Source organism: Streptomyces sp. TAA040 (genome assembly GCF_000424845.1).
Map to the genome: position 1 here is coordinate 288,319 of NZ_KE384254.1, position 25,525 is coordinate 313,843.

Here is a 25,525-nt window from a genome sequence, read left to right on the forward strand (position 1 = left end):
CCGCTCCTGCGGGCTCAGTCGGTGAACGGCGGCTCCGCACGCGGGGCGGCCGGGCCGCGCCCGGACATGACCTCGCCGTAGGCCTGCATCAGGTCCGGGAGGCGCAGTGTGGCGAGGTCGCCCCTGGACGGCTCGCCCGCGCTCTGCGAGAGCCGCAGGTCGCGGTAGGCGCAGCTCTTCTCGTACAGGGTGCGGAGGAAGCGGCCGTTGCCCAGCTCGTCGACCCAGTTCTGATCGACCACGTGGCCGCTGATGCTGCGCAGCTCCTCCACCGCCTCGTCGTCCCAGCCGTCGCCGTTCTCCGCGGCGAGCACCTCGCCGATCCGGGTGAGCTCCAGCGGGCGGTAGCTCGGGAAGCCGATCCGGGTGGTGAAGCGGGAGCCGAGCCCCGGATTGGCGCTCAGCAGCCGGTCCATCCCCTCCGGGTATCCGGCGAGGATCACCACCAGGCGGTCGCGGTTGTCCTCGGCCCGCTTGAGCAGCACCTGAAGCGCCTCGTCCCCGTACGCGTCGCCCTTGGCGTACCCGGAGTTCGCCAGGCTGTAGGCCTCGTCCACGAAGAGCACCCCACCGAGCGAGGAGTCGATCAGCTCGTTCGCCTTCACCGCCGTCTGCCCCATGAACTCGCCCACCAGATCGGCGCGCTGGGCCTCGACCAGGTGGTCGCCGCCCAGCAGCCCGAGGGCGTGGAACACCCGGCCCAGGATGCGCGCCACTGTGGTCTTGCCCGTCCCCGAGGGGCCGGAGAAGACGAAGTGCCGCTTCGGCGGCTGCACCGGCAGCCCCTGGGCCGCGCGCAGCCGCGCCATGTGCAGTTGGGCGGACAGCGCCCGCACCTGCCGTTTGACCGGCTCCAGGCCGACCATCCGCTCCAGTTCCTCCAGTGCCTGCGCCACCCGTTCCGGGTCGGACGGGCCGGCCGGCCACCGGGTGGACGCCGACCGTCCCGCCAGGGCCGCCACTCGCTCGCGGACCCCGTCCGCGTCCACCGGCGCCGACTCCGCGCCGCCCGCCGGGCCACCGAAACGCAGCCCCTCGGCCACCGGGTCGGGCGCCTCGCCGAGGTCGGCCGGGAGCGGTCCTGCCTCCGGGCCCGGTTCGCGGACGTCCTGGCCCGCACCCGCCACCGACATCGCCGCCAGCGGCGGCACCTCGCCCGCCCCGTCGCCGTCGGCGATGGCGGTGAGCCGGGCGGCGGTGTCCATGAAGGTCTGATCGACGCGGTGCACCGCGCGGTAGAGCGGCAGCGCCGACGCGCTGCGGCCCGTCCCCTCGCGGGCCCGCGCGAGCCAGTACCGCAGCTCCTTGCGCTGCGGCTGCTCGCTCCTGCACCGCATCAGCGCGGCCGACAGCAGGGGCTCTGCCTGCCCGTACATCTCCAGACGCACTCTCGCCATGCCCGCGAACAGCCCCGTCTCGATGCCCAGCAGCGGGTCCCCGACCAGGGGGTCGGTGTGGGCGACGAGGCCCTCCCAGTCCTTGGCCAGGTAGGCGCGGCAGGCGTGCAGGAAGCGGACCTGCGGATCCGACTCGGCGGGCGGGCAGTTGGCCAGAGCCCGGTCGAGTTCGGCGACATGGCGGCCGTCCAGCCAGTGCGAGGCGTGCGCGAGCAGCAGGTCGCGGCTGGTCTCCAGCACGGGCTGCACCCACCAGCCCAGCCAGTACCAGGAGTTCAGCGTGCGGCGGTGGCGGGAGCGCTGCTCGCCGAACCGGCCGCGGTGCTCGAACATGCGCAGCAGCGAGACGGCGGTGTCCACCCGCAGGGCGTGCAGGCCGAGCCAGGCGTCGGCCATCGCCGGGTCCAGCGCCGTCGCCGCCCGGAACTCCTCCTCGGCCTGGGCGTAGGCCCCCACGGTGTAGGCGTCCACCCCGCGCAGCCACGCCAGATCGGCCGGGGCATGCGACTGGGGGGACTGGTGCGCTCCGAAGTCCACGCGATCCCCCCAAACGATCGTCCCCCGCGGCGGCGACCGGAGCTCACCATCCGGCCGTTGGGCCACAACTGTCGCGCCGCGTCGGGCGATCGGCGTCCGGCACCCGCGGGTGCCCGCCGTGCCCGGCGACCAGTGGCATCGTACCCGGGGAGCACCGCTCCCCGAAGGGCGCCTACCGAGGGTGCCGGGGCTGTGACGCGGCGGACGGGCCGGCTCCGGGTCGCTGACCGGCTGCGATCGATAACGGAGCGTGACGTTCCGCCCCTCGGGTGTAGGCCTGACGGCGCCCTCCCGGAGCGGGCAGCACGAAGCCCCCGATCACGGGGGAACGATCGGGGGCTTCGCGTCTGAGGATGGCCTGTACAGGCCATACCACCGAACGTAGTTCCTCGCTGCGCCCCGGTCAAGCGCTTCGCGCCGACCGGGGCGCAGCTTCCGGTCTCCGCTCCGAGCCGGGGCCAGGTGATCACTCAGCGTCAGAAAAGGGCTCGGGGGCCAGGGAGACCGCGTCCGCCCGACGCAGCCGGTAGCCGCCCGACGGCCGTCGTACCGTGAACGTGGCGAACGGCCGGGTCGGATCGTCGGCGAAGTGCCGGGTCTCGGCCACCACCCAGCCGTCCCAGAAGCCGGCCAGTGCGGGCCCGTCCCGCCGGCGGCCGCGGGTCCAGGCCTCCCCGGCCGGCACGTCCATCCACAGCACCGCGGCCAGCCAGGGCCGCAGGCGGCGCCGGCCGGCCCCGACCCCGTCCAGCAGCACGGTGCCGGCGGCGGGAACGGCGCGGTGCGAGGTGAACGCCCCGCCCTGCCAGTCGTACACCTCGTGGCAGGCGGTCCGACCCGCCGAGAGGGGCTTGACGACCTCGGCGAGCAACCGGTCGGTCCAGCCGAACAGCGAGTGGTGGCATGCGAGGTCGTCCGTCCGGACCACCGGGGCGCCGCCCAGCTCCTCGGCCAGCCTCTCCGCGAAGGTGCTCTTGCCGGACCCGGCGTGGCCGTCGACAGCCACCAATCGCACCGGTCCGCAGGTCGGGGCGGCGGTCCGCAACCGCGAGGCGAAGCGCGGCAGCGATTCCGGGGCGGTGCCGGACGGTTCCTCTCGCATACGGCCAGCCTAAGCCCCGCCCGGGGCATCGCTGCACGGCCCGCTCCGCCTCCGTGGCGTGCCCGGCTGCCGCGGGCGTGTCGGGCGCCGGAGGCTGTGCCCGGGCGCCCGCCCGGGCAATAGTGGAGGGCCCGCGCAGCCGGACCGTCCGAGCGGCGCACCACCGAGCGACCTCCGAGGACTTCCTATGCGCAGTCGACCCCCCACCCGCCGGAGCCTGATCGCCGTCGCCCTGGGCGGTGCGGCGGCGGCCGCCGCGCCACCGGCGGCCGCCGCCGCCCGGAAGCAGCCGCCGCCCGAGGGCCCGGGAGGAACGGCCGAGACCCCCGGCCACCCGAGGAGGACCGTGAGCCGTCAGCACTGGAGCGCGCCGGAGCACTGGGAGAGCGGAACCTGCCGGGGCGTCCGGATCGAGGACCCGCACGAGGGCATCGCCTTCAGCGGGCCGGCCGGCACCACCGAGTACCGCGATCCGCACGGCGGAACGGCCACCGAGCACTGGGAGTTCGCGGACTGGACCTCCGCACCGTACCGGTTGCGCGTGCCCGCCAGGGAACTCGTCGTCTCCTGGAACGCCCGCACCCCGGCCCGGACGTGGTTGCGGACGGAGGTCCGGGTCCGCTACACCGACGGCACCGACTCGCCCTGGTACACCCTGGGGATCTGGACCGCGGGCGACGGCCCGGACGTCCCGCGCCGGACCTCGGTGGACGGTCAGGGGGACGGCCGCAGTTCGGTGTGGACCGACACGCTCTCCGTGGACTCCTCGGCGGGCGCCCTGCGCATCGCCGGCTACCGGCTGCGGGTCGTCCTGCTGCGCGCGCCCGGGAGCGGGGCCCGCCCCGCGGTCCGGCGCCTCGGCGTGATGACCTCCGACCTCCCGGACCGCTTCGAGGTGCCGGCCACCGCCCCCGGCCCGGCGGCGGGCACCGAGCTCGACGTCCCCCGCTACTCGCAGAACGTGCACATCGGCCGCTACCCGGAGTACGACAACGGGGGCGAGGCATGGTGCGGCCCCACCTCCACCCAGATGATCGTCGAGTACTGGGGGCGGCACCCCCGCCCGGAGGAACTCGCCTGGGTGGAACCGGAGTACGACGACCCGCAGGTCTGCCACGCCGCCCGGCGGACCTACGACCACCAGTACGAGGGCTGCGGCAACTGGCCGTTCAGCACCGCCTACGCCGCGACCTACCGTTCGACGGCCGCGACCGTGACCCGGCTCGACTCGCTGCGGGAGGCCGAGCTGCTGGTCGCCGCCGGCATCCCGCTCGTCACCTCGCAGTCCTTTCTGGCCACCGAGCTGGACGGGGCCGGCTACGGCACCGCCGGCCACCTGATGACGGTGATCGGCTTCACGGCCGACGGCGACGTGATCGCCAACGACCCCAATGCCCCGGACAACGACGCGGTGCGGCGGGTCTACCCCCGGGGCCAGTTCGAGACGGTGTGGCTGCGCACCAGGCGGCTGGACGCCGAGGGCCGGGAGAAGTCCGGCTCCGGAGGCGTCGCGTACGTCATCTGGCCCGCCGAACCGTCCGCTCCGCAGCGCCGCGCCCTGCGAAGGCTCGGGCTGGCCTGACACCGTCCCGGTGGGGCGGCGGTTCCCCGCTCCACCGGCGGTCCCGGAGGCCGCCACCCGCGGACCCCCGGTGGGTGGGTCAACCGAGCGGCCGTCCGGCATCCAGCCGCGCCGCGACCCGACTGCGGAGAAGCGCGTACTCCTCGCGGAGCCGAAACGGCTCGGCCTGCGGGGGCCGGGGCACGGCGACACCCTCGCTGACGATCTCCTCGGGACGGAACTGCTCCCGGGTGAGGTCCACTTCGACACCCGCCCCCAGCCGGTTCCACCAGTGGTAGTCCGTCCGTCTGCCGCGCACCCGGACCTCGCCGCGGAGCAGTTCGCCGCCCAGCAGGTCGTGGAGCACCAGAGCCGTGACGCCGCACTGGTCCCGGGCCGGGTTGTCGGGAGTCCAGCGCGCCCGGAACTCGGGGGTGCACGTGTCGGCGCTCCAGCTTTCGCGCACGGCCCGCTCGATGTCGGTCAGCAGCAGCGGTGTCATGCCGACCAGCCTCGCAGGAGGTACTGACATCCGGACGCGGAAAACGACCCTCGGTGCCTTCGGGGGCCGCCCCGGGCCCCGTCCCTCCGTGCCCGCTCCAGCACTTCGGCTGCCGCACCCGCCGCCGTGCGGTATTAGTATCGCGGGTATGGTGAGAGTTCCTTTGAGTCCGCAGGAGCGGGCACGCGGAGAGCGCTTCGGTGTCATGCTCCGCCGGGTGCGCGGCGAGCGCAGCATGGTCGAGGTCGCCGCCGCCGCCGGGGTCTCCGCCGAGACCCTCCGGAAGATCGAGACCGGAAGGGCCCCGACTCCGGCGTTCTTCACCGTGGCCGCCCTGGCCCACGCCCTGGGGGTCTCCCTGGACGACCTCGCCGCCGCCTGCGCGGACGCCCCCGCGGGCGACGAGCAGCCCATGTCGGCGTGACCCCCCGCCCCGGGCGGGTGATCCGGGCAGCCGATGTCTGCGGCCGCCCCCGCGCCCAGGGCACGGATGGCAGACTGGCGCCCCGGACGGACCCCGCGCCGCCCGCGGGCCGGTGGTGCCGGCCGCGCGGACGACGAGGCAGCGCGAAGTGAACGGCACCGGGGCCCGGGGGCTCGCGGGTGCAGAGCTAGGAGAAACATGCAGGTCGGAGCGGCACGGTGAGATTTCTGCACACGTCCGACTGGCACCTGGGCCGCAGCCTGCACCGGGTGAGCCTGCTCACGGCGCAGGCAGCCTTCCTCGACCACCTGATCGAGACCGCGCGTACCGAGCAGGTGGACGCGGTGCTCGTCGCCGGTGACGTCTACGACCGGGCGGTGCCACCGCTCCCCGCGGTGGAACTCTTCGACGACGCCCTGCACCGGCTGGCGGCCCTCGGCGTACCGACGGTGATGATCTCCGGCAACCACGACTCCGCACGACGGCTCGGAGTCGGCGCGGGCCTGATCGGACGGGCCGGGGTGCACCTGCGGACCGACCCCGCGGACTGCGCCGAGCCGGTCCTGCTCGACGACGCGCACGGACCGGTCGCCTGCTACGGCCTGCCCTATCTGGAACCGGCCCTGGTGCGCGACGGGTTCGGCGTGGCGCAGGGCGGTCACGCGGCGGTGCTCGGCGCGGCGATGGAGCGGGTGCGCGCCGACCTGGCGGCCCGGCCCCCGGGCACCCGCAGCATCGTGCTCGCGCACGCGTTCGTCACCGGCGGGGAGCCGTCCGACAGTGAGCGGGACATCTCGGTGGGAGGCGCGGCGGCCGTGCCCGCGGCGCTGTTCGACGGCGTGGACTACGCCGCGCTCGGCCATCTCCACGGCTGCCAGCGGATCACCGACCGGGTCCGGTACTCCGGCTCGCCGCTGGCCTACTCCTTCTCCGAGGCGGACCACCGCAAGTCCCTGTGGCTCGTCGACCTCGGTCCGGGCGGCGAGCTGGACGCCGCCCGGACCGACTGCCCGGTGCCCCGCCCGCTCGTGCGGCTCCGCGGTCCGCTGGCGGCTCTGCTGGAGGATCCGGCACTGGCCGTGCACGCCGGGTCCTGGGTGGAGGCCACGCTCACCGATCCGGTGCGTCCGCCCGACCCGATGGCCCGGCTCGCCGAGCGCTTCCCCGAGGTGCTCAGCCTGGTCTTCGAGCCCGACCGCGGCGAGGAGGCGGACACCGCCTCCTACGCCGCGCGGATCAGGGGCCGCGGCGACCACCGCATCGCCGCCGACTTCGTCGCCCACGTACGGGGCGGGGACGGCCCGGACCGCGAGGAGCGTGCCCTGCTGACGGAGGCGTTCGACCACGCCCGCATCGCCGACGACCGTACGGAGGCGGGCCGTTGAGACTCCACCGGCTGACCGTCACGGCCTTCGGCCCCTTCGCGGGGACCGAGGAGGTCGACTTCGACCGGTTGTCCGGCGGCGGCCTCTTCCTGCTGCACGGCCCGACCGGGGCGGGCAAGACCTCGGTGCTGGACGCCGTCTGCTACGCCCTCTACGCGGCCGTGCCCGGCGCCCGGCTGAGCCAAGGGCGCGGGGGGCTGCGCAGCGACCACGCCGCCGAGGGCACCGCGACCGAGGTGGTGCTCGAACTGACCGTGGGCGACCGGCGGCTGGAGGTCACCAGGCGTCCCGAGCAGCCGCGGCGCAAGCGGGTCGGCGAGGGGTTCACCACCGACCGCGCCCAGTCCCGGCTGCGCGAGTACCGGACCGGGGCGGGGACATGGGAGCCGCTCAGCACCTCGCACCAGGAGATCGGGCAGGAGCTGGGCGACCTCCTGGGCATGAGCCGCGAGCAGTTCTGCCAGGTCGTCCTGCTCCCGCAGGGCGACTTCGCGCGCTTCCTGCGGGCCGGCGCCGACGAGCGGGCCGAACTCCTCGGGCAACTCTTCGACACCCGTCGCTTCGCCGGGGTCGAGCGCCACCTGGCCGAGTTGCGGGCGAGTGCACAGCGCCGGGTCCAGGCCGCCGACGAGGAGCTCCTGGCCCTGGCGCACCGGGTCGAGCAGGCCGCCGGAGACGGTGCCGCCGCTCACCCGCCGCCCGGCCACCGTCCCGGCGATCCCGGTCTCGCCGAGGCCGTGCTCGCCTGGGCCGCGCAGGTGCGCAGCACCGCCAGGGAACTGGACGACATCACCGCCGGCGCCGCTGGTCGGGCCGGAGCCGAGTACGCCGCCGCCCGCCGCCGCCTCGACGAGCAGCGGGAACGCGACCGCCTGCAACGCCGGCACGCGGCGGCCCGCCGGCGGGCCGCCGAACTGGCCGGGGCAGCCGCGGAACGGGAGCACACCCGCACCCTGCTGGACCGGGCCAGGGCCGCCGACTCGGTGGTGCCCTTCCTGGACGCCCACCGGAGTGCGGACTCCGAGCACCGGAGGTGCGCCCGGCACGAGGAGGAGCAGCGGGCCGTGCTGCCGGCGCCGCTCGACGGGGCGAGCGGCGGGCAGCTCCTCGCCGAGGAACGACGGCTGCGGACCGAGCTGGGTGTCCTGGAGGCCGCGCGGCAGGCCGAGCGGCGCAGCGCCGAACTGCGGGCCGAGCTGGACGAACTGGAGCGCGAGGCGGTCGAGGAGGCCGAGACCCTCGACGAGGCCGAGGCGTGGCTCGCCGACTGGACCGAGCGGCGGGCGGCGCTTCAGGCGCGCGTCGAGCGCGCTCAGGAGGCCGCCACCGCGGCCGAGCACCTGGCCGGACGCCGGGCCGAGGCCGAGCGGGCGCTGGCAGCCGCCCGGCAGCGGGACGGGCTGGCCGGTGAGCTGCGCACGGCGGCCGCGGAGCGGGACGGGACGGCGCGCGCGGCGGGCGACGCCCGCGAGTGCTGGCTTGACCTCAAGGAGCGGCGACTGCGGGGCATCGCCGCCGAGCTGGCCGCGGCCCTGCGGCCCGGTGAGCCGTGCACGGTCTGCGGCGGTAGGGAGCACCCGCGGCCCGCCCGGACCGGAGCGGAGCACGTGGCGCCCTCCGACGAGGACGCCGCCCTCGCCCGGTACCGCGAGGCCGAGGGCCGCCGCGAGCGCGCCAGGGGGGAGTACGAGCGGCTGGAGCAGGCCCGCGAGGCCGCCGACGCATCGGCGGGCGGTGCCCCCACCGGCGCGTTGGGCGCCCGGCTCCGCGAGGTGGCCGCCGAGCACACCGCGCTCCGGGAGGCCGCGGCCGACGCGCACCCCGCCCGCGAGGCGAGGGAAGCGGCGCTGCGCGAGCACGCCGGTCGGCTCGACCGGCAGCGGGAGGCGGGCAGCCGGGCGGCTGCCCGTACGGCCCGGCGGGAGACGCTGCTGAACGAGCAGCGCGCGCTCGCCGACCGGATCGAGCGGGCCGCGGACGGTGCGACCGGCGTCGGAGAACGGGTCGGGGAGCTGAGCCGCCTCGTCGACGCCCTGGCCGAGGCATCCGGGGCGGTCCAGCGTGCGCAGGCCGCCGCCGAGCGGCTCAAGGAGACGGACGGTGCGCTGTCCGCGGCCGCCTACCGGGCCCGCTTCGACACCCCGTCCGCGGCGGCGGAAGCGGTCCTGCCGGCCCCCCGCCAGCGGGCCCTCCAGGACGCGCTGGACGACTGGGAGGCGCAGGAGCGGTCGGTGCGCGCCGAACTCGCCGACGAGGAGGTGCGGGCCGCCGCCGAGCTGCCGCCCGCGGAGGTGGCCGGGGCCGAGGACGCGGTGACCGGTGCCGCACGCCGCGAGCGCCTCGCGGACCAGCGGCGGGCCGCCGCGCGGACCCGGTGTGCGGAGCTCGACCGGCTCTCCGCCGCCGCCACCGCGGAGGCGGGGACCCTCGGCCCGCTGCGGGCCCGGTTCGAGCGCGTGGCACGGCTGGCCGGCCTGACGGCCGGAACCTCGACGGACAACGAGCGGCGGATGCGGCTGGAGACCTATGTGCTCGCCGCGCGACTGGAACAGGTCGCTGCGGCCGCGGGGGAGCGGTTGCAGCGGATGTCCGGCGGGCGCTACACGCTGGTGCACTCCGACGCCCGGGCCGGGCGCGGCGCCCGCTCGGGTCTCGCGCTGCACGTCGTGGACTCCTGGACGGGGCGGGAGCGCGACACCGCCACCCTTTCCGGCGGCGAGACCTTCTCCGCCTCGCTGGCGCTGGCCCTCGGCCTCGCCGACACGGTCAGCGACGAGGCCGGCGGCACCCGGCTGGACACCCTGTTCATCGACGAGGGCTTCGGCAGCCTCGACGAGCAGACCCTCGACGAGGTGCTGGAGATGCTCGACTCGCTGCGTGAACGCGACCGCAGCGTCGGCATCGTGAGCCACGTCGCGGATCTCCGGCTGCGCATACCGGCCCAGTTGGAGATCGCCAAGTCCCGCACCGGCTCCCGGACCGCCCTCCTGGGCTGCTGACGCCGGCCACCGCCCCCGTCCGGCCGGGCGGCGCGCGTCGCCCGGCGCCGCCGTGCCCCGCCCGCACCGGGCGGGGCCGGTACGGGCGCGGCGGACGCCAGCCCAGGGCGGCACGAGGCGGACGGCGGTTCCGGACGTGACGCGGACTCCGTTCAGAGGGCGGAGAGTTCCGCCGTCAGGTCGTCCAGCCCCAGCGAGCCCTGCGACAGCGCGGCCATGTGCCACTGCTTCGCGTCGAAGGCGTCGCCGTGCGCCTTGCGGGCGGCGTCCCGGCCGAGCAACCAGGCGCGCTCACCGAGCTTGTAGCCGATGGCCTGCCCCGGCATGCCCAGGTAGCGCACCAGTTCGCTCTCCACGAAGCCCGCCGGCCGGCTGCTGTGCATGCCGAAGAACTCCTGCGCCAGTGCGGGCGTCCAGACCTCCCCGGGGTGGAAGGGCGAGTCGTCGGGGAGCCGCAGCTCCAGGTGCATGCCGATGTCGATGATCACCCGGGTGGAGCGCATCATCTGGGCGTCCAGGTAGCCCAGCCGCCGTTCCGCGGTGGTCAGGAAGCCCAGCTCGTCCATCAGCCGCTCCGCGTACAGCGCCCAGCCCTCGGCGTTGGCGCTCACGATGCCCACCGTGGTCTGGTAGCGGGAGAGCGTGTCGGCCACGTGCACCCACTGGGCGAGCTGGAGGTGGTGCCCGGGAACGCCCTCGTGGTACCAGGTGGTCACCAGGTCGTACACCGGGAAGCGGGTCTCGCCCATGGTGGGCAGCCAGGTTCGGCCCGGGCGGCTGAAGTCGAGCGAGGGCGGCGTGTAGTACGGGCCCGCTGCGCCGCCGGGCGGAGCGATCATCGACTCGACCCGGCGGACCCTCTCGGAGAGCTCGAAGTGGGTGCCGTTCAGCGCCTCGATGGCCTCGTCCATCAGCCCCTGGAGCCAGTTCCGCACCTCCGTCTCCCCCTCCACGGCCTCGCCGTGGGTGTCCAGGTGGGCGAGCGCCTCCCAGGGCGTCGCCGCGCCGGGCAGGACGCGCTCGGCCTCCGTGCGCATCTCGGCCATCAGCCGGTGGTACTCCGACCATCCGTAGCGGTAGGCCTCCTCCAGGTCCAGGTCGGTCCCGTTCCAGTAGCGCGCCCAGCGGGCGTAGCGCTCCCGGCCCACCGTGTCGGGGGCGCCGGCGACGCCGGGGGCGTAGACGTCCTGCATCCAGTCGCGCAGTTCGGCCACCGCCGCGGCGGCCAGGTCGGCGGCCTCGGACAGCTCCCCGCGCAGCGAGTCCGGCCCGTCCGCCGTGAACGCGGCGAACCAGCTGCCGCCCGGTTCCCGGCCGGCCCACTCGGTGAGCTGGCCGATCAGCGTCTCCACCTGGCGCGGTCCGGCGGGCAGCCGCTGCTCCAGCCCGGCCTCCAGCGACTCGCGGTAGCCGGCGAGCGAGGCGGGCACCGCGCGGAGCCGCTGTCCGACGGCGGCCCAGTCCGCGTCCGTCGCGGTGGGCATGAGGGTGAACGCGGAGCGCACCGCGTGGACCGGTGAGCTGATGTTGCTGACCGCGCGCAGTCCCTCGCGCGCGTCGTGGATCGCCAGCCGGGCCGTCAGCCGCTCGCGCAGCAGGCGGGCGCAGCGGCGCTCGCTGTCCGCGTCCCCGCCGGTGATCTGCTGCTCCGCCTCGGCGAGCCGTTCCAGTGTGGCCCGGTCCAGCGCGGCGGTCTCCTCCTGGCCGGCCGGGGAGAGGTCGGGCAGCAGGCCGGCGCTCTCCGGCACACCCAGGAAGGTCCCCTCGATCGGATCGAGGGCGACCAGGGAGTCGACGTAGGCGTCGGCGACCTCGCGGGGCAGAGGGCTCGGGTTCTTGGTTGACATGCGCCCCATCCTCGTACGGAAGCCCGGGGCGCGTCACCCCCACCCGCCGGTCGGCGCGCCCCCGGGGTCAGGTGCCCCGGGCCGGCTCGGCGGCCGGGGGCAGCAGCGGACCGCAGGACCACTGCTGGAAGATCAGCCGGGTCTCCACCCGGGCCACCTCCCGGCGCGAGGTGAACTCGTCCAGGACGAGCCGTTGCAGGTCGGCGGTGCCGGTGACGGCGACGTGCACGAGGTAGTCGTCCGGGCCGGTGAGGTGGAACAGGGCGCGCGACTCCGGCAGTCCGCGGATGCGTTCCACGAACGGCCCGATCAGCTCCCGGCGGTGCGGACGGACCTGCACCGACAGCAGCGCCTCCAGCGCACGCCCCATCCTGGCCGGATCCAGCCGGAGAGCGTGTCCGAGGATCACCCCGGAGCGCCGCAGCCGCCCCACCCGGTCCAGGCAGGTCGACGGGGCGACGCCGACGGCGTCGGCCAACTCCCGGTAGGTGGTCCGGGCGTCGTTCTGCAACAGCCGCAGAATCTCCAGATCCACCGCGTCAAGAGTGACGGATTCGCTCATCGGTCGAACATAGCACGGCCGATCGCCGCTTCCGGCCGGAAGCTGTTCAGGCTGCCCCTATGGAGACGACACCGACGACACCCCGTTCCCTCGCCACCGAGGCGGTGCACGCCGGCCGCGAGGACCTCGCCGAGCTGGGCCTGCACGCCGTCCCCCTCGACCTCTCGACCACCTACCCGTCCCGGGACAGCCGGGCCGAGGCCGCCCGGCTCGACGAGTTCGCCGCCACCGGCGCACAGCTGACCGGCGCCCCCGTGTACGCCCGGCTCGACAACCCCACGGTCGCCCGGTTCGAGGAGGGACTGGCCCGGCTGGAGGGCACCGAGTCGGCCGTGGCGTTCGCCAGCGGGATGGCGGCCCTGAGCGCGGTGCTGCTGGTGCGCGGCTCCGCCGGACTGCGGCACGTGGTGGCGGTGCGCCCGCTCTACGGGTGCAGCGACCACCTGCTGGAGAGCGGGCTGCTGGGCACCGAGGTGACCTGGACCGATCCGGCGGGAGTGGCGGACGCCGTCCGCCCGGACACCGGGCTGGTGCTGGTCGAGACCCCGGCCAACCCGACCCTGGCCGAGGTGGACCTGGCGGCCGTGGCGCGGCAGTGCGGGGAGGTGCCGCTGCTCGTCGACAACACCTTCGCCACCCCGGTGCTCCAGCAGCCCGCGCGGGACGGTGCCCGCCTGGTGCTGCACAGCGCCACGAAGTACCTCGGCGGCCACGGCGACGTCCTGGGCGGCGTGGTCGCGTGCGACGAGGAACTCGCGCGCGGGCTGCGGCAGGTCCGGTTCGCCACCGGCGGCGTACTGCACCCGCTGGCCGGCTACCTGCTGCTGCGCGGCCTGTCCACGCTGCCGGTGCGGGTGCGGGCCCAGTCCGCCTCGGCGGCGGAGCTCGCCCGCCGGCTCGCGGACGACCCGCGGATCGCCCGGGTCCACTACCCGCGGATCGGCGGCGGAATGGTGGCCTTCGAGGTGCACGGCGACCCCCACGAGGTGATCGCCGCGGTCCGGTTGATCACCCCGGCGGTCAGCCTCGGCAGCGTCGACTCCCTCATCCAGCACCCCGGCTCGATCAGCCACCGGATCGTCGACGAGGCCGACCGCCACGGCAGCGGCGTCGGGGAGCGGCTGCTGCGGATGTCGGTCGGCCTGGAGGACGTCGAGGACCTGTGGGCGGATCTGGACGCCGCGCTCAGCGGCCGTCCGGCAGAGTCTCGCTCGCGGCGGCCGGAGTCAGCTCTGCGCTGATCACCAGGGTGCCCTCCTCGATCTGGTAGTCCAACGGGAGCCCCAGGCCCCGCATCGCGGCGATCATGCCGGTGTTGGAGCTGCGGGTCACCGCGTAGACCTGCGCGCAGTGCGCCTCGACCGCCTGCTCGGTCAGCCGGCGCAGCAGCTCGGTGCCGAGGCCGCGGCGCTGCCAGTCGTCCTCGACGAGGAGGGCCACCTCGGTCTCGTCGCCGTCCCAGAGCAGATGGCCGAGCCCGACCAGCTCCCCCGGGGCGGACTCGACCGCCAGGGTCCGGCCGAAGCGGGGCGAGAGCAGGTGCCGGAGGTAGCGGTCCGCGTCCCTGGCCGGCCCGTGATAGCGCAGCGCGAGGGTCTCCGAGGAGCACCGCTCGTGCATCGCGGTCGCCGCCGCCAGGTCCCGGGTGTCGGCACGGCGGACGGTGAGCGCGCCGCCCTCCGGGAGGGTGAGCACGTCGCACTGCTTCGGCAGCCGCTGACCGAGCCGGGCGTCCAGCTCGACGAGCGCCCTGGCGCGGGCGAACTCGGTGGGGGTGAAGGGCAGGTGGGCGCGCTCGACGACGAGCGCACCGCCGGTCGGGTCCGGCAGCCGCAGCACCGTCTCCTCCAGCACGCCCTCCGCCGGCAGGTCCGAGCCGGCGGGCAGCGAGCGGATGCTGCAACGGCCCAGCAGCTCCCGCAGCGCCAGGGGCAGTTCGGAGGCGTCCAGGGCGGTGCGGGTGGCCATGCCGAGGATCCGGGTGGGGGCGTCCACCAGGTCGTGGGCGTCGGCGCGCTCCAACCAGGTGCCGCTGCCGCCCGCGTCGCCCACCAGTCCCTTGAGGGTGCCGGGGCCCAGGCGCTGCGGCGCGCGCAGGAGCAGTTCGTCCACGGTGGAGTCCCCGAGCGGGTGGGTCTGCAGGGCCAGGATGTCCACGCCGCTCGCGGCCAGCGCCGTGCACAGCGCGGCCAGCGAGCCTGGGGTGTCCCGCACCGTGGTGCGCATCCGCCAGAGCACCGCGGCGGTACCGGGCTCCCCGGGCCCACCCGCGGAGCCGGGGGCGGGCCCGGTATCGACCGGCGGCGGCTCGTGCGCGTGCCGCCGTGCCCACCAGGTGTGGAAGCCCGCCGTCGCCAGCAGCACGAGCGCGGACGCCACCAGCAGCACCGGTCCGTCCGGGCCGTGCACGACCGTCTTGGCGATGCTGTCGGCGAGGGTCACGGCGGTGAACAGGGCGGCGAGTTCGACCAGGTCACGACGCCAGTGGTGGCGGCGCAGGGCGGTGCTGCGGGAGGAGGCGTCAGTCATGCTCCCACGGTGTCGCACGGGTGTTGCGTGATCACGAACGGTCTGTGACCGACTGGTTAAGGGGGAGTCCACCCGCTTGGGGCGGTTTTCAGCCATTCCGCAGCAGCTTGCGCAGGGCCTGTCCGCACTCCCGCGCGGAGGCCCGTTGCAGCAACCGCACGAGCGGCCGGGCCGCGCGCGTCCACCGGGTCGCCGGGAGGCTGTAGGTGAAGACCTCCAGCCACAGCGATCCGTCCGGCCCCCGCGCGACGACGAAGGCCTCCTCGCCGCGCAGCGGATGGCCTGGCAGGGTCCCGTAGCCGAAACCCGCGCGCTCGGGTCCGTGCTCGCTCCACACCACGCGGCACCGGCCGCGCACTCGCAGGGCGCCCGCGTCCAGACCCACCACGACGTCCGTGCCGTGCCTGCCGTCCGCGAGGCGCCTGCCGGCGGTGCCGTGCGGGCCGTGCCCGAGGTGCCCCGCCGCTCACAGCCCGCCCGCGACGCGCAGGATCGCCCCGGTGGTGTACGAGGCCTCCGCCGACAGCAGCCAGGCCACCGCGCCGGACACCTCGTCCGGCTCCCCGGGGCGTCCCATCGGCACCCGGTCCGCGCGGCGCCACGGCCGCTCCGGATCACCCATGGTCGCGTGGATGTCCGTCACGATCGTCCCGGGCTGCACCGAGTTCACCCGCACCCCCTCTGGTGCCAGCTCCTTGGCGAGCCCCACCGTGAGCGCGTCCACCGCGGCCTTGGCCGCGGCGTAGTGCACGTACTCCCCGGGGCTGCCCAGGGTGGCGGCGCAGGAGGAGATGTTGACGATCGCCCCGCCCCCGCCGCCGTGCCGGTGGGACATCTCCAGTGCCGCGCGGCGCGCGCAGTGCATGGCGCCGACCACATCCACCTCGACCACCCGCCGGATCTCGGCGAGGGGCGTCTCGGTGAAGCGGCCCAGCGGCCCGGTGACACCGGCGTTGTTCACCAGGCCGGTGACCGGCCCGAGCCGTTCGCGCACGGTGCCGAACAGGGCGTCTACCTCTTCCTCCGACGCGGTGTCGACTCGGACCGCGACCGCCGACCCGTCCGCGGCGCGCACCGCGGCCACGGTCTCCTCGGCAGCCTCCGAAGACCGGGCGAAACCGACGCCGACGTCGTGCCCGGCGGCGGCCAGCCGCCGGGCGACCGCCGCCCCGATGCCGCGGCTTCCGCCCGTGACCACTGTGACCGGTCGTGCCATGCCTGCGTCTCCCTCGTGCCACCGAACGGTCCGTCGCCCCTGGCCGCCGTTCTCCTGCGTGTGTCCCGGGTGGTCGAGGCTATGGGGTGCGCGAGGCCGTGGCCATCCGTGCCCCGGGGCATTGGTCTTGACCAACGGGTCCGCTCGTCCTAGGGTCGAAGGCATACGCAACAACCTTTAATAAACAAGCACGCATAAAGGCAGGCGGGTCGTTGCCCGCGGGCAACACGGCCGAGGCGGAGGCAAGGGTGGGGACCACGCAGCTTGAGGCAGTGCCGGAGCCCAAGTACTGGCACGTGAAGACGGTGCTCTCCGAGGCGCTGGACTCCGAGTTCTCCGTCGGGCAGATCCTGCCCAACGAGCGCGACCTCGCGGCGCGCTACGGTGTCGCGAGGGCGACGCTCCGGCAGGCGCTGGAGCAGTTGGAGTTCGAGGGCCGGCTGCAGCGCCGGCGCGGTGTGGGCACCACCGTCGCCCCGCCGCGGGTCGGTGTGGACGTCGCGCCGACGAGGGACACCCGGCCCGGCGCGGCAGGCGACGCCTGGCAGACCGAGGACTGCACGGAGGCGGCGCCGCCCGCCGCAGTCGGGCGGCTGCTGGACCTCCCGGAAGGCCGGGCGGCGCACGTGGTGCACCGGACCCGCCGCTCGCACGGACAGCCCCTTGCCACCGAGCTGCTCTACACCCCGCTGACCGAGGTGCCGGCCGAGGCGGCGGGCGCCGTCCGCGGTCAGGCCGTGCTCCAGGCCCTGCACGCCTCCGGGCTGGAGGGCCAGGACCGCTCCGTCGAGCTCGGCTCGGCGGGCTCCGACGCCGCCCGGCGGCTCGACCGGCTGCCCGGCGCGCCGGTGCTGGTCGTCACCACCCGCTACCTCGCCGCCGGGCGCACCGCCGCTGTGGGCGTGGCCACCTACCGTGCCGACACCTGCCGGCTCACCTTCGGCGAGGCCGGCGGCGGCGTGGAACTGCTCGCGAGCTGACCCGCGCCCGGTACGCGGCGGACGGTCCGCGGGGCGGGTTCCCGGCCGGCCGTCCGACCGTCAGACGGCTGCCTCGTCGCCGACGGTGAAGAGCTGCTGCTCCAGGTGGTCCAGGGCCAGCCGCAGCGCCCCGGTCGCCACGGCCGCCTCCCCGAGCAGGGAGGACGCCACCCGCGGCGGGCGCAGGCAGTAGCGGGCCAGCTCACCGCGCAGCGGCTCCAGGACCCCCTCCAGCCCGGCGGCCCAGCCGCCGATCACGACCAGCTCCGGGTCCAGTGCCAGCACCAGCGCGGCCACGTCGTGCACCAACCGCTGGAGGAACCGGTCGACGGCCTGCCGCGCGCCCTCGTCCCCCTCCCGGGCCAGTGCGAACACCCGGGCCACCGCGGCCTCGTCCAGCGGGTGGAGCGGCTCACCCGTGGTGGACAGCAGCCGTTCGGGGAAGGCCTCGCGACCCAGCAGGTGCAGGGCTCCGATCTCGCCCGCCGCACCTCCGTAGCCGCGGTGCAGCCGCCCGCCGATCAGCGAGGCGGCACCCGGACTCAGCCCGGCCAGCACCATCACCGCGTCCTCGCAGCCGACCGCCGCGCCCTTCCACCGCTCGGCCAGGACGGCGGCGTTGGCGTCGTTCTCGACCAGCACCGGGCAGCGGAAAGACCGGCGCAGCCGCTCGCCCAGCGGCAGCCCCGTCCAGCCCGGCAGCGCCGTGCACAGCCGCACGGTGCCGTCCCCGCTGACGATCCCGGGACTGCCGACCCCCACGGCCCGCAGACTGGAGCGTGCGACCTCCGAGCGCCGCAGCAGGTCCGAGACGGCCGCCCGGGCCGCCTCCAGCCGCTCGTCGGCGCACGCTTCCTCGCAGACCGGCCGCTCCGCCGCGCTCAGCAGTTTGCCGCGCAGGTTGGACAGCACCGCGGACACCCGGTGCGGACCGATCTCGATGCCCAGCAGGTGCCCGGCCTCCGACCGGAACCGGTAACGGCGCGCCGGCCGGCCCTGGCGGCGGGCGTCCGCCGGGTCCGCAGTCGCCTCGGCGACCAGCCCGCCCTCGATCAGGCCGTCGACCACCTGTTCCACGGTCGGCCGGGACAGCCCGCTGCTCCGGACCAGTTCGGTGAGCGTCGGGCAGTTGTCCGCGGTGCGCAGCGCCCGCAGCACCACCGTCGAGTTGATCCTGCGCAGCAGGGACGGGTCCCTGCCGGTGAGCCTCCCCAACCTGACGCCTCCCTGCCGTACGCGTGTCCGGATCGTATCGGCCGGGAGCGGGCCACGGCGAGTGTGGCGATGATCACCGTCCGGTACCGATCCGGACGCCCCGAGGGCCGTCCGGCGCACGCCCCGCCGACCGTACGCTGACCGTCCGGCCCCAGGTCCGCTCCGGGCCCCGGTGGGGCCCTCAGCGGAGCGAGACGCGCAGCGCCGTGTACTCCCCGGCCATCGCCGCACGGCTCCAGTGGGCGTTCAGGCCGCTGGGGTTGGGCAGCACCCACACCCGGCTGCCGCCGACGCGGCGGGGCTGCTCGCCCACGACCGCGCGGCGCTCACCGAACGCCGTCCGGTAGGCGGTGATCCCGACGACCGCCAGCACCTCCGGCCGGAACCGCTCGACCTTCGCGGTCAGCAGCCGCCCGCCCTCGCGGAACTCCTCCGCGGCCACCTCGTCGGCCCGGGCGCTCGCCCGCTGCACCACGTTGGTGATGCCCAGGCCGTGGCGGAGCAGCTCGTACTGCTCCGCGGGGGCGAACCGGCGGGGAGTGAATCCGGCGTCGTGCAGCACCGGCCAGAAGCGGTTCCCCGGACGGGCGAAGTGCAGGCCGGTGGCGGCGGAGGTGAGCCCCGGGTTGATGCCGCAGAACAGCACCCGCAGTCCCTCCGCGATCACGTCCGGCACCGGCCCGTCGTCGGGTCCGACGCCCGGCCCGCGGCCGTCCGGCCCGGACGCGTGCGGACCGGTGCCGCCGCCGGGGGGTGCGTCGGAGGCGGTCAGAGGATGGCTCCGGGGAAGTAGCCCGCCGCCTCCGGGTGGGCCTTGGCGACGTCCTCGATCCGGGCTGCCACGACGGCGACCTGGCGCTCGGCGGCGCCGGTGAAGGACAGCCGGTCGGCCATCAGGCCGTCCAGCGCTCCCCGGTCCAGCGGAATCCGGTCGTCGGCGGCCAGCCGGTCCAGCAGCTCGTTCCGCTCGGCCCCGGCCCGCAGCGCGAGCGCCGAGGCCACCGCGTGCTCCTTGATCGCCTCGTGGGCGGCCTCGCGCCCCACGCCGGCCCGCACCGAGGCCATCAGCACCTTGGTGGTGGCCAGGAACGGCAGGTAGCGGTCCAGCTCCCGGGCGACGACCGCAGGGAAGACGCCGAACTCGTCCAGCACCGTGAGGAAGGTCTCCAGCAGGCCGTCCAGGGCGAAGAACGCGTCCGGCAGGGCGACCCGGCGCACCACCGAGCAGGACACATCGCCCTCGTTCCACTGGTCCCCGGCCAGCTCGGCGGCCATGGAGGCGTAGCCGCGCAGGACCACGGTCAGGCCGTTCACCCGTTCGCAGGAGCGGGTGTTCATCTTGTGCGGCATGGCCGAGGAGCCGACCTGCCCCTCCTTGAACCCCTCGGTGACGAGCTCCTGCCCCGCCATCAGCCGGATCGTGCGGGCCAGCGAGGAGGGCGCGGCGGCCAACTGCACCAGCGTGCTCACCGTGTCGTGGTCGAGCGAGCGCGGATAGACCTGGCCGACCGAGGTGAAGGAGTGCGCGAAGCCCAGGTGGCCGGCGATCCGCTGCTCCAGCTCCGCCAGCGCGTCCGCGTCCCCGCCGAGCAGGTCCAGCATGTCCTGCGCGGTGCCCACCGGCCCCTTGATGCCGCGCAGCGGGTAGCGCGCCAGCAGATTCTCCAGCCGGTCGTAGCCGACCAGTAGTTCGTCGGCGGCGCTGGCGAAGCGCTTGCCGAGCGTGGTGGCCTGGGCGGCGACGTTGTGCGAGCGCCCGGTGACCACGAGGGCCGCGTGCTCGGCCGCGAGCCGGCCCAGCCGGCTCAGCAGCGCGACCGTGCGGTCCCGCACCAGCTCCAGCGACAGCCGGACCTGGAGCTGCTCCACGTTCTCCGTCAGGTCCCGGGAGGTCATGCCCTTGTGGATCTGCTCGTGTCCGGCCAGCGCGTTGAACTCCTCGATGCGCGCCTTGACGTCGTGCCGGGTGACCCGCTCCCGTTCGGCGATGGACGCCAGGTCGACCCGCTCCACGACCCGCTCGTAGTCCGCGAGCGCCTCCTGCGGCACCTCGATGCCGAGGTCCTTCTGGGCGCGCAGCACGGCGAGCCACAGCCGCCGCTCCAGCGTCACCTTGTACTCGGGGGACCACAGGACGGCGAGTTCCGCCGAGGCGTAGCGGCCGGCCAGGACGTTCGGAATGCGGGGCTTGTCAGTCACGCTGCCGGATTCTACGGGGTGTCGCGGACGGCGTGCGGGGCCAGGTCGGGACGCTTCGGGGGCCGGCCGTCGCCCGAGGACCGCCCGCTGAGCCGCCGCGCGACCCACGGGCCCAGGTGCTCCCGGGCGAAGCGGACGTCGGAGTGCCGGCGGCGGTGCCAGGCGGGCGGCGGCGCCGCCGGCAGCGGGGTGTTCCAGTCCGCCTCGGCGGGCAGTCCGAGCCGCTGCCAGACGGCCTCCGCCACGCGCCGGTGGCCCTCCGCCGTCAGGTGCAGCCGGTCGTCCGCCCACATCCGCGGATCGGCCAGGGCGGGGGAGGAGTAGAGATCGACGACGAGAGCGCCGGTGCGGGCGCCGAGCGTGTCGATGAAGCCGTACAGCTCCTCCATCCGCGGCCGGTAGTAGCGGTCCATGACCGGGCCGTTCCGGCCGGGGTTGTGCATCAGGACCAGTTGTCCGCAGGCGGGGACGAGCTTCTCCACCGACTCCTCCAGCAGGCCCCGGACCCGGCCGAGGTCGCACTTCGGGCGCAGCACGTCGTTCAGGCCGCCGACCAGGGTGACGAGGTCGGCCCCCATGGCCACGGTCGGGGCCACCTGGTCCTCGGCGATCTGCTGGATCAGCTTGCCGCGCACCGCCAGGTTGGCGTAGGCGAAGCCGTCGGAGCGGGCCGCCAGGCGGTCGGCCAGCCGGTCGGCCCACCCCCGGTAGGTCCCGTCGGGGCGGAGGTCCGACATTCCCTCGGTGAAGGAGTCGCCGAGGGCGGCGAAGCTCTGGATCCTGGGTGCGTTGGTCATGGCGGGAACCATGATAACCACCGGTACGGTTGCCCGGGTCAACCGGCTACCGGTCGGTACCGCCGGACTCCTCCGCTCCCGGTCCGGCCGCCGAGGTGCGGCCCATCAGCTCCCGCAGCACGTCCTCCATGGTGACCAGCCCCGCGGTGCGGCCGTCCTGGCCGATCACCGCCGCCAGGTGGGTCCCGCTGCTCCGCATCGCGCCCAGCACGTCGTCCAGCGGAGTCTCCGCCCGGACCCGTGCCACCGGGCGCAGCGCGGCCACCGGGAACGGGCGCTCCCGGGAGCGGGCGTTCAGCGCGTCCTTCACGTGCAGGTAGCCGACCGCCCGTCCGGCCCGGTCGACCACCGGGAAGCGGGAGTAGCCGGAACGGGCCGAGAGCCGCTCCAACTCCTCCGGGGTGACGCCCAGCCGCGCGGCCACGACGCGCTCGCCGGGGCGGACCACCTCGGCCACCGGGCGCCGGCCCAGCTCCAGGGCGTGCCGCAGCCGCCGGGTGGCCCTCTGGTCCAGCAGCCCCGCCGCGCTGGAGTCGGCCACCAGCCGGGCCAGCGCGTCGTCGGAGAAGGCCGACTCCACCTCGTCCTTCGGCTCGACGCGCAGCAGCCGCAGCAGTGCGTTGGCGAAGGTGTTGATGGTGAAGATCACCGGACGCAGCGCCCGGGTGACCGCCACCAGCGGAGGACCCAGCAGCAGCGCGGAGCGCTGGGGCTCGGCGAGGGCGATGTTCTTCGGCACCATCTCCCCGAAGAGCATGTGCAGATAGGTCGCCAGCGCCAGGGCGATGACGAACGAGACGGTGTGGGCCGGTGCGCCGCTGAGTCCGACGGCGAGGAAGGCGGGCTCCAGCAGGTGCTCGATGGCCGGCTCGGCCACGATGCCGAGCACCAGGGTGCACAGGGTGATGCCCAGCTGGGCGGTGGCGAGCAGGGCGGACACGTGCTCCAGGCCCCACACCACCCGTGCCGCGCGCCGGTCGCCCTGCTCGGCGAGCGGCTCGACCTGGCTGCGCCGCACCGAGATCAGCGCGAACTCCGCGCCGACGAAGAAGGCGTTGACGACCAGGGTCAGCAGGCCGATCAGCAGTTGCAGCGCGGTCATCGGGCGCCCTCCCCGCCGTCCGCGGGCCCGCCGTGCGGCGGGCCGCCCTCCGGCGGCTCCGCTCCGCGCAGACCGGGGTGCGGGGACGGGCGCGCGTCGTCCGGGCCGTCGGCACCGCCGTCCGCCTCCTGGGTGTCGTCCGGCGGGCCCAGCAGCCGCGCGCGGGCCACCCGGCGGCCCGTGGCGTCGGCCACCTCCACGACCCAGTCGGCCACCTCCAGGCGGTCGCCCTCCACCGGGATGCGGCCCAGCGCGGTGGCGACCAGCCCGGCGAGCGTCTCGTAGGGACCTTCCGGCGGCCGCAGCCCGATGGCCTCCAGCTGGTCGGTCCGGGTCGCTCCGTCCGCGTCGTACGTCTCCCGCCCCTGCGCGTCGGACCCCTGCGGAGCCAGGTAGGGCGCCTCCATCGGGTCGTGCTCGTCGCGCACCTCTCCGACCACCTCCTCGACGATGTCCTCCAGCGTCACCACCCCGGCCGTGCCGCCGTACTCGTCGATGACCACGGCCATGCTCCGGGTCTCGGACAGCCGGTCCAGCAGCCGGTCGACGGTCAGCGACTCCGGCACCAGCAACGGCTCGCGCAGCAGGTCGGTCAGCGGGTGGCCGGGCCTGCGGTCCGCCGGTACGGCCAGGACGTCCTTGACGTGGACCACGCCGATCACGCTGTCCAGGCTGCTGCGGAAGACCGGGAACCGGGAGAGGCCCGTCGCGCGGGTGGCGTCGGCGACGTCCTCCGCGGTGGCCCGCGCGTCGAGCGCGGTCACCTGCACCCGCGGGGTCATCACGTTCTCGGCAGTCAGCTCGGCCAGGTGCAGGGTCCGTACGAACAGCTCGGCCGAGTCGGCCTCCAGCGCGCCCTCCCGGGCGGAGTGCCGGGCGAGCGCCACGAGCTCCTGCGGGGAGCGGGCGGAGGCGAGTTCCTCGGTGGGCTCCAGGCCCATCCGGCGCACCGTGCGGTTCGCGGTGTTGTTCAGATGGCGGATCAGCGGCCGGAAGCCGGCCGAGAATCCGCGCTGGAGGGTCGCCACCCGTTTGGCGACCGGAAGCGGCCGCGAGATGGCCCAGTTCTTGGGGACCAGCTCGCCGATCACCATCAGCACCACGGTGGTGAGCGCCGTGCCGAGGACCAGCGCGGCCGAGGAGGCCGTCGCGGCGGGCAGTCCGGCGGCCTCGATCGGCCCGGACAGCAGCGCCGCCACCGAGGGCTCGGCGAGCATGCCGATGATCAGTCCGGTGACCGTGATGCCCAACTGGGCGCCGGAGAGCTGGAAGGTCAGCGAGCGCACGGCGCGCAACGCGCCCGCGGCCCCCGCCTCCCCGGCCTCGGCGGCGCGCTCCAGGGCGCCGCGTTCCACGGTGGTCAGCGAGAACTCCGCGGCGACGAAGACCCCGCAGGCGAGGGTCAGCAGCAGGGCGAGGGTCAGCAGCAGCGCCTCGGTCACCCGCGCACCCCCGTCCGGTGCGCCGCCGAAGGCGGGCAGGGGGGTGCGGCGGTCCGGCGCCGACGAGTGCGCGGCGTGCGGCGAGAGCCCATGATCCGGTCGTTCCTTCCTCGCGCCGGTCCCGACGGCGTTCTCCTCGCCGTGCGGCATCCGCCTCGGCCGTACCGTGACGGGGCAGCCGGCCGCGGACGGGCCGCGGTGGCGCCGACCCACCCTACGGCGCACCGGCGCCCGCGCCGAGGAGTGAAGGGGCGCGGCTGGGCCGGGGTGCCCCTCCGCCGCGCACCGGCGCCCCGCGCGGCGTCCTTCCGGGCGCCGGCGCCGCAGGTGCGCCCGGGGGTACGGCAGCGCTTGCCCTTACTAGCGTAATCGCGCTAGCGTGGTGGTATGGCCAAGACCCAGCTCAACGTGCGCGTGGACGAGTCCACCGCAGAGACCGCACGGCGGCGCGCGCAGCAGCACGGGATGAGCGTCAACCGCTACATCGAGGAACTGGTCCGGCACGACGCGGGCGAGGCGGGGCACACCTTCGTCAAGGCCGCCGCCGACTTCATGAAGCAGTACGAGACGGTGTTCGCCGAGGAACTCGGCCGGAAGCGCGAGGACCAGCCCCGTACGTGAGCCTGCGCATCGACCTGGCGTGGCTCCTCATGGTGGCCGAGCAGAACACCCCCGGCGACCCCCGGATCTCCGACTACGGCGCGCTCGTGGCCGCCGTCAGCCGGCACGAGGCGACCATCTTCGGCCGACCGGTCTACCCCGACCCCCACGAACGGGCCGCCGCGCTCCTGCAACTGCTCCTCCACGTCCCCGCACTGGAGCGCTCCAACGCGATGTTCGCCTCCGCGGTCGCCTACGCCTACCTGGTGGCCGACGGCCACGACGTGGCCACCTCGCCCGAGCGAATCCGCGACCTCGCCCGGCTGGTGAAGGACGGCACCGCCGACGTCCGTGCCATCGCCGGGGAGCTGCGCACCTGGAGCCGCTGACGGGTGACCGCCACCGGTGCGCACCCCGGGGTCAGGCGGGCCCCCGGGCCCGTACCCCGCCGAGCTCCGGCGCCAGCCAGCCGGCCGCCGCGGCCCGGAAGTGCTCCGGAGGCAGCGCCCCGGCCCCCTCCGGCAGCAGGCCCAGCAGCGGAGCCCCCGCCGCGACGGGGAGGTCCGCCAGGTTGCACCGGGCCGCCAGGTCCGGGACGCCGGGCCAACTGCCCACCACCACCCCCGGACAGCGCAGCGAGCGCGCCGCGAGCGCCTCCGCGGTGAGGGCGACGGCGTTGAGTGTGCCCAGTCCGGCAGCAGCCACCACCAGCACCGGTGCGGCCAGCAGCCGCGCCGCGTCGGCCAGGGTCGCCCCCTCCTCGTCGAACCGGACCAGCAGACCGCCCGCGCCCTCCACGAGCACCAGGTCGTGCCCGGCCGCCAGCTCCCGGACCGCCCCGGCGATCCGCTCGGCCGACACGCCCGGCAGCCCGGCCCGCCGGGCCGCCGTCTCCGGGGCGAGCGGGTCCGGGTAGCGGGCCAGCTCCGAGCAGGTGACGCCCGGGCCCGCCAGCCGGCGCACCTCCTCGGCGTCCCCGGCCCCGTCCGGAGCGACCCCGGTCTGCACGGGCTTGAGCACCGCCACCCGGCGGCCGGCCCGCCGGGCCGCCGCCGCCAGGGCCGCGGTGGCCACCGTCTTGCCGACCCCGGTCCCGGTACCGGTCACGCACAGCACGTCCACCGCCGCC

At 75.4% G+C, this 25,525-nt stretch carries 23 protein-coding genes; 8 read left to right on the plus strand and 15 right to left on the minus strand.

Going from position 1 to position 25,525, the window contains the following annotated elements:
• Positions 1 to 14: 14 nt before the first annotated feature.
• Both H300_RS0123120 and H300_RS28840 read right to left on the minus strand, forming a co-directional pair.
• Positions 15 to 1,934: an AAA family ATPase gene (locus H300_RS0123120; protein ID WP_028429277.1), complete on the minus strand. Its 1,920-nt coding sequence runs from the start codon at positions 1,932 to 1,934 to the stop codon at positions 15 to 17.
• A gap of 466 nt (positions 1,935 to 2,400) precedes the next feature.
• Positions 2,401 to 3,036, minus strand: coding sequence for an AAA family ATPase (locus H300_RS28840; RefSeq protein ID WP_051270304.1), 636 nt, complete (start codon positions 3,034 to 3,036; stop codon positions 2,401 to 2,403).
• A gap of 187 nt (positions 3,037 to 3,223) precedes the next feature.
• Here H300_RS28840 and H300_RS0123130 point away from each other — a divergent pair, with 187 nt between their 5' ends.
• Entirely contained in the window at positions 3,224 to 4,618 is a 1,395-nt protein-coding gene (locus H300_RS0123130; RefSeq protein ID WP_028429278.1) for a peptidase C39 family protein, read from the plus strand.
• A gap of 79 nt (positions 4,619 to 4,697) precedes the next feature.
• Here H300_RS0123130 and H300_RS0123135 read toward each other — a convergent pair whose 3' ends face one another.
• Positions 4,698 to 5,099: a YunG family protein gene (locus H300_RS0123135; RefSeq protein WP_028429279.1), complete on the minus strand. Its 402-nt coding sequence runs from the start codon at positions 5,097 to 5,099 to the stop codon at positions 4,698 to 4,700.
• A gap of 148 nt (positions 5,100 to 5,247) precedes the next feature.
• Here H300_RS0123135 and H300_RS0123140 point away from each other — a divergent pair, with 148 nt between their 5' ends.
• The 3 genes from H300_RS0123140 (at position 5,248) to H300_RS0123150 (ending at position 9,907) form a co-directional block, all read left to right on the plus strand.
• Entirely contained in the window at positions 5,248 to 5,523 is a 276-nt protein-coding gene (locus tag H300_RS0123140; protein WP_028429280.1) for a helix-turn-helix domain-containing protein, read from the plus strand.
• Positions 5,524 to 5,741: 218 nt separating this feature from the next.
• Positions 5,742 to 6,908 carry an exonuclease SbcCD subunit D gene (locus tag H300_RS0123145; RefSeq protein WP_028429281.1) on the plus strand — a complete coding sequence of 389 codons (1,167 nt, stop codon included), beginning with the start codon at positions 5,742 to 5,744 and terminating at the stop codon, positions 6,906 to 6,908.
• Positions 6,905 to 9,907 carry an AAA family ATPase gene (locus tag H300_RS0123150; RefSeq protein ID WP_028429282.1) on the plus strand — a complete coding sequence of 1,001 codons (3,003 nt, stop codon included), beginning with the start codon at positions 6,905 to 6,907 and terminating at the stop codon, positions 9,905 to 9,907. The genes H300_RS0123145 and H300_RS0123150 overlap by 4 nt, the downstream gene beginning before the upstream one ends.
• A gap of 152 nt (positions 9,908 to 10,059) precedes the next feature.
• Here H300_RS0123150 and H300_RS0123155 read toward each other — a convergent pair whose 3' ends face one another.
• Together H300_RS0123155 and H300_RS0123160 are read right to left on the minus strand one after the other, a co-directional pair.
• Positions 10,060 to 11,763: a DUF885 domain-containing protein gene (locus tag H300_RS0123155; RefSeq protein WP_106966905.1), complete on the minus strand. Its 1,704-nt coding sequence runs from the start codon at positions 11,761 to 11,763 to the stop codon at positions 10,060 to 10,062.
• A 58-nt stretch (positions 11,764 to 11,821) separates the two neighbouring features.
• Positions 11,822 to 12,316, minus strand: a complete 495-nt coding sequence (locus tag H300_RS0123160) for an Lrp/AsnC family transcriptional regulator (RefSeq protein WP_028429284.1) — start codon at positions 12,314 to 12,316, stop codon at positions 11,822 to 11,824.
• 59 nt (positions 12,317 to 12,375) lie between these two features.
• Between H300_RS0123160 and H300_RS0123165 the strand changes: the two genes are divergently transcribed.
• Positions 12,376 to 13,557 carry a PLP-dependent transferase gene (locus H300_RS0123165; protein WP_028429285.1) on the plus strand — a complete coding sequence of 394 codons (1,182 nt, stop codon included), beginning with the start codon at positions 12,376 to 12,378 and terminating at the stop codon, positions 13,555 to 13,557.
• On the opposite strand, the gene H300_RS0123170 is transcribed toward H300_RS0123165, so the two are convergent.
• The 3 genes from H300_RS0123170 to H300_RS0123180 all read right to left on the minus strand — a co-directional run bounded on the left by H300_RS0123170 (position 13,502) and on the right by H300_RS0123180 (position 16,061).
• On the minus strand, positions 13,502 to 14,845 hold the full coding sequence (locus H300_RS0123170; RefSeq protein ID WP_028429286.1) for a GNAT family N-acetyltransferase: 1,344 nt from the start codon (positions 14,843 to 14,845) through the stop codon (positions 13,502 to 13,504). The genes H300_RS0123165 and H300_RS0123170 overlap by 56 nt on opposite strands.
• Positions 14,846 to 14,933: 88 nt before the next feature.
• Positions 14,934 to 15,230 carry a DUF1990 domain-containing protein gene (locus H300_RS28845; protein WP_051270305.1) on the minus strand — a complete coding sequence of 99 codons (297 nt, stop codon included), beginning with the start codon at positions 15,228 to 15,230 and terminating at the stop codon, positions 14,934 to 14,936.
• Positions 15,231 to 15,311: 81 nt separating this feature from the next.
• Positions 15,312 to 16,061: an SDR family oxidoreductase gene (locus H300_RS0123180; protein WP_028429287.1), complete on the minus strand. Its 750-nt coding sequence runs from the start codon at positions 16,059 to 16,061 to the stop codon at positions 15,312 to 15,314.
• Positions 16,062 to 16,309: 248 nt separating this feature from the next.
• On the opposite strand from H300_RS0123180, the gene H300_RS0123185 reads away from it, so the two are divergent.
• Positions 16,310 to 17,041 (plus strand): GntR family transcriptional regulator, encoded by a 732-nt coding sequence (locus H300_RS0123185; protein WP_028429288.1) that lies wholly within the window; start codon positions 16,310 to 16,312, stop codon positions 17,039 to 17,041.
• A 60-nt stretch (positions 17,042 to 17,101) separates the two neighbouring features.
• Here the strand turns inward: H300_RS0123185 and H300_RS0123190 are convergent, their stop codons facing one another.
• The 6 genes from H300_RS0123190 to H300_RS28855 all read right to left on the minus strand — a co-directional run bounded on the left by H300_RS0123190 (position 17,102) and on the right by H300_RS28855 (position 23,796).
• Positions 17,102 to 18,256, minus strand: coding sequence for an ROK family transcriptional regulator (locus H300_RS0123190; protein WP_028429289.1), 1,155 nt, complete (start codon positions 18,254 to 18,256; stop codon positions 17,102 to 17,104).
• 181 nt (positions 18,257 to 18,437) lie between these two features.
• Positions 18,438 to 18,932 carry a G/U mismatch-specific DNA glycosylase gene (gene mug, locus H300_RS0123195; protein ID WP_486584016.1) on the minus strand — a complete coding sequence of 165 codons (495 nt, stop codon included), beginning with the start codon at positions 18,930 to 18,932 and terminating at the stop codon, positions 18,438 to 18,440.
• A gap of 92 nt (positions 18,933 to 19,024) precedes the next feature.
• Complete coding sequence (purB, locus tag H300_RS0123200; protein WP_028429291.1) at positions 19,025 to 20,455, minus strand: adenylosuccinate lyase; 1,431 nt, start codon at positions 20,453 to 20,455, stop codon at positions 19,025 to 19,027.
• An 11-nt stretch (positions 20,456 to 20,466) separates the two neighbouring features.
• On the minus strand, positions 20,467 to 21,252 hold the full coding sequence (locus H300_RS0123205; RefSeq protein ID WP_028429292.1) for an SGNH/GDSL hydrolase family protein: 786 nt from the start codon (positions 21,250 to 21,252) through the stop codon (positions 20,467 to 20,469).
• A gap of 46 nt (positions 21,253 to 21,298) precedes the next feature.
• Positions 21,299 to 22,354, minus strand: coding sequence for a hemolysin family protein (locus H300_RS28850; protein ID WP_051270306.1), 1,056 nt, complete (start codon positions 22,352 to 22,354; stop codon positions 21,299 to 21,301).
• Positions 22,351 to 23,796: a hemolysin family protein gene (locus H300_RS28855; RefSeq protein WP_078516253.1), complete on the minus strand. Its 1,446-nt coding sequence runs from the start codon at positions 23,794 to 23,796 to the stop codon at positions 22,351 to 22,353. The genes H300_RS28850 and H300_RS28855 overlap by 4 nt, the downstream gene beginning before the upstream one ends.
• 387 nt (positions 23,797 to 24,183) lie before the next feature.
• Here H300_RS28855 and H300_RS0123220 point away from each other — a divergent pair, with 387 nt between their 5' ends.
• Positions 24,184 to 24,417, plus strand: coding sequence for a toxin-antitoxin system HicB family antitoxin (locus tag H300_RS0123220; protein WP_028429293.1), 234 nt, complete (start codon positions 24,184 to 24,186; stop codon positions 24,415 to 24,417).
• The gene (locus tag H300_RS0123225; protein WP_028429294.1) at positions 24,414 to 24,785 is read left to right on the plus strand and encodes a hypothetical protein; all 372 of its coding nucleotides are present in this window, start codon (positions 24,414 to 24,416) and stop codon (positions 24,783 to 24,785) included. The genes H300_RS0123220 and H300_RS0123225 overlap by 4 nt, the downstream gene beginning before the upstream one ends.
• Positions 24,786 to 24,816: 31 nt before the next feature.
• Here H300_RS0123225 and bioD read toward each other — a convergent pair whose 3' ends face one another.
• Complete coding sequence (gene bioD / locus H300_RS0123230) at positions 24,817 to 25,518, minus strand: dethiobiotin synthase (protein WP_028429295.1); 702 nt, start codon at positions 25,516 to 25,518, stop codon at positions 24,817 to 24,819.
• Between the last annotated feature and the right edge of the window lie 7 nt (positions 25,519 to 25,525).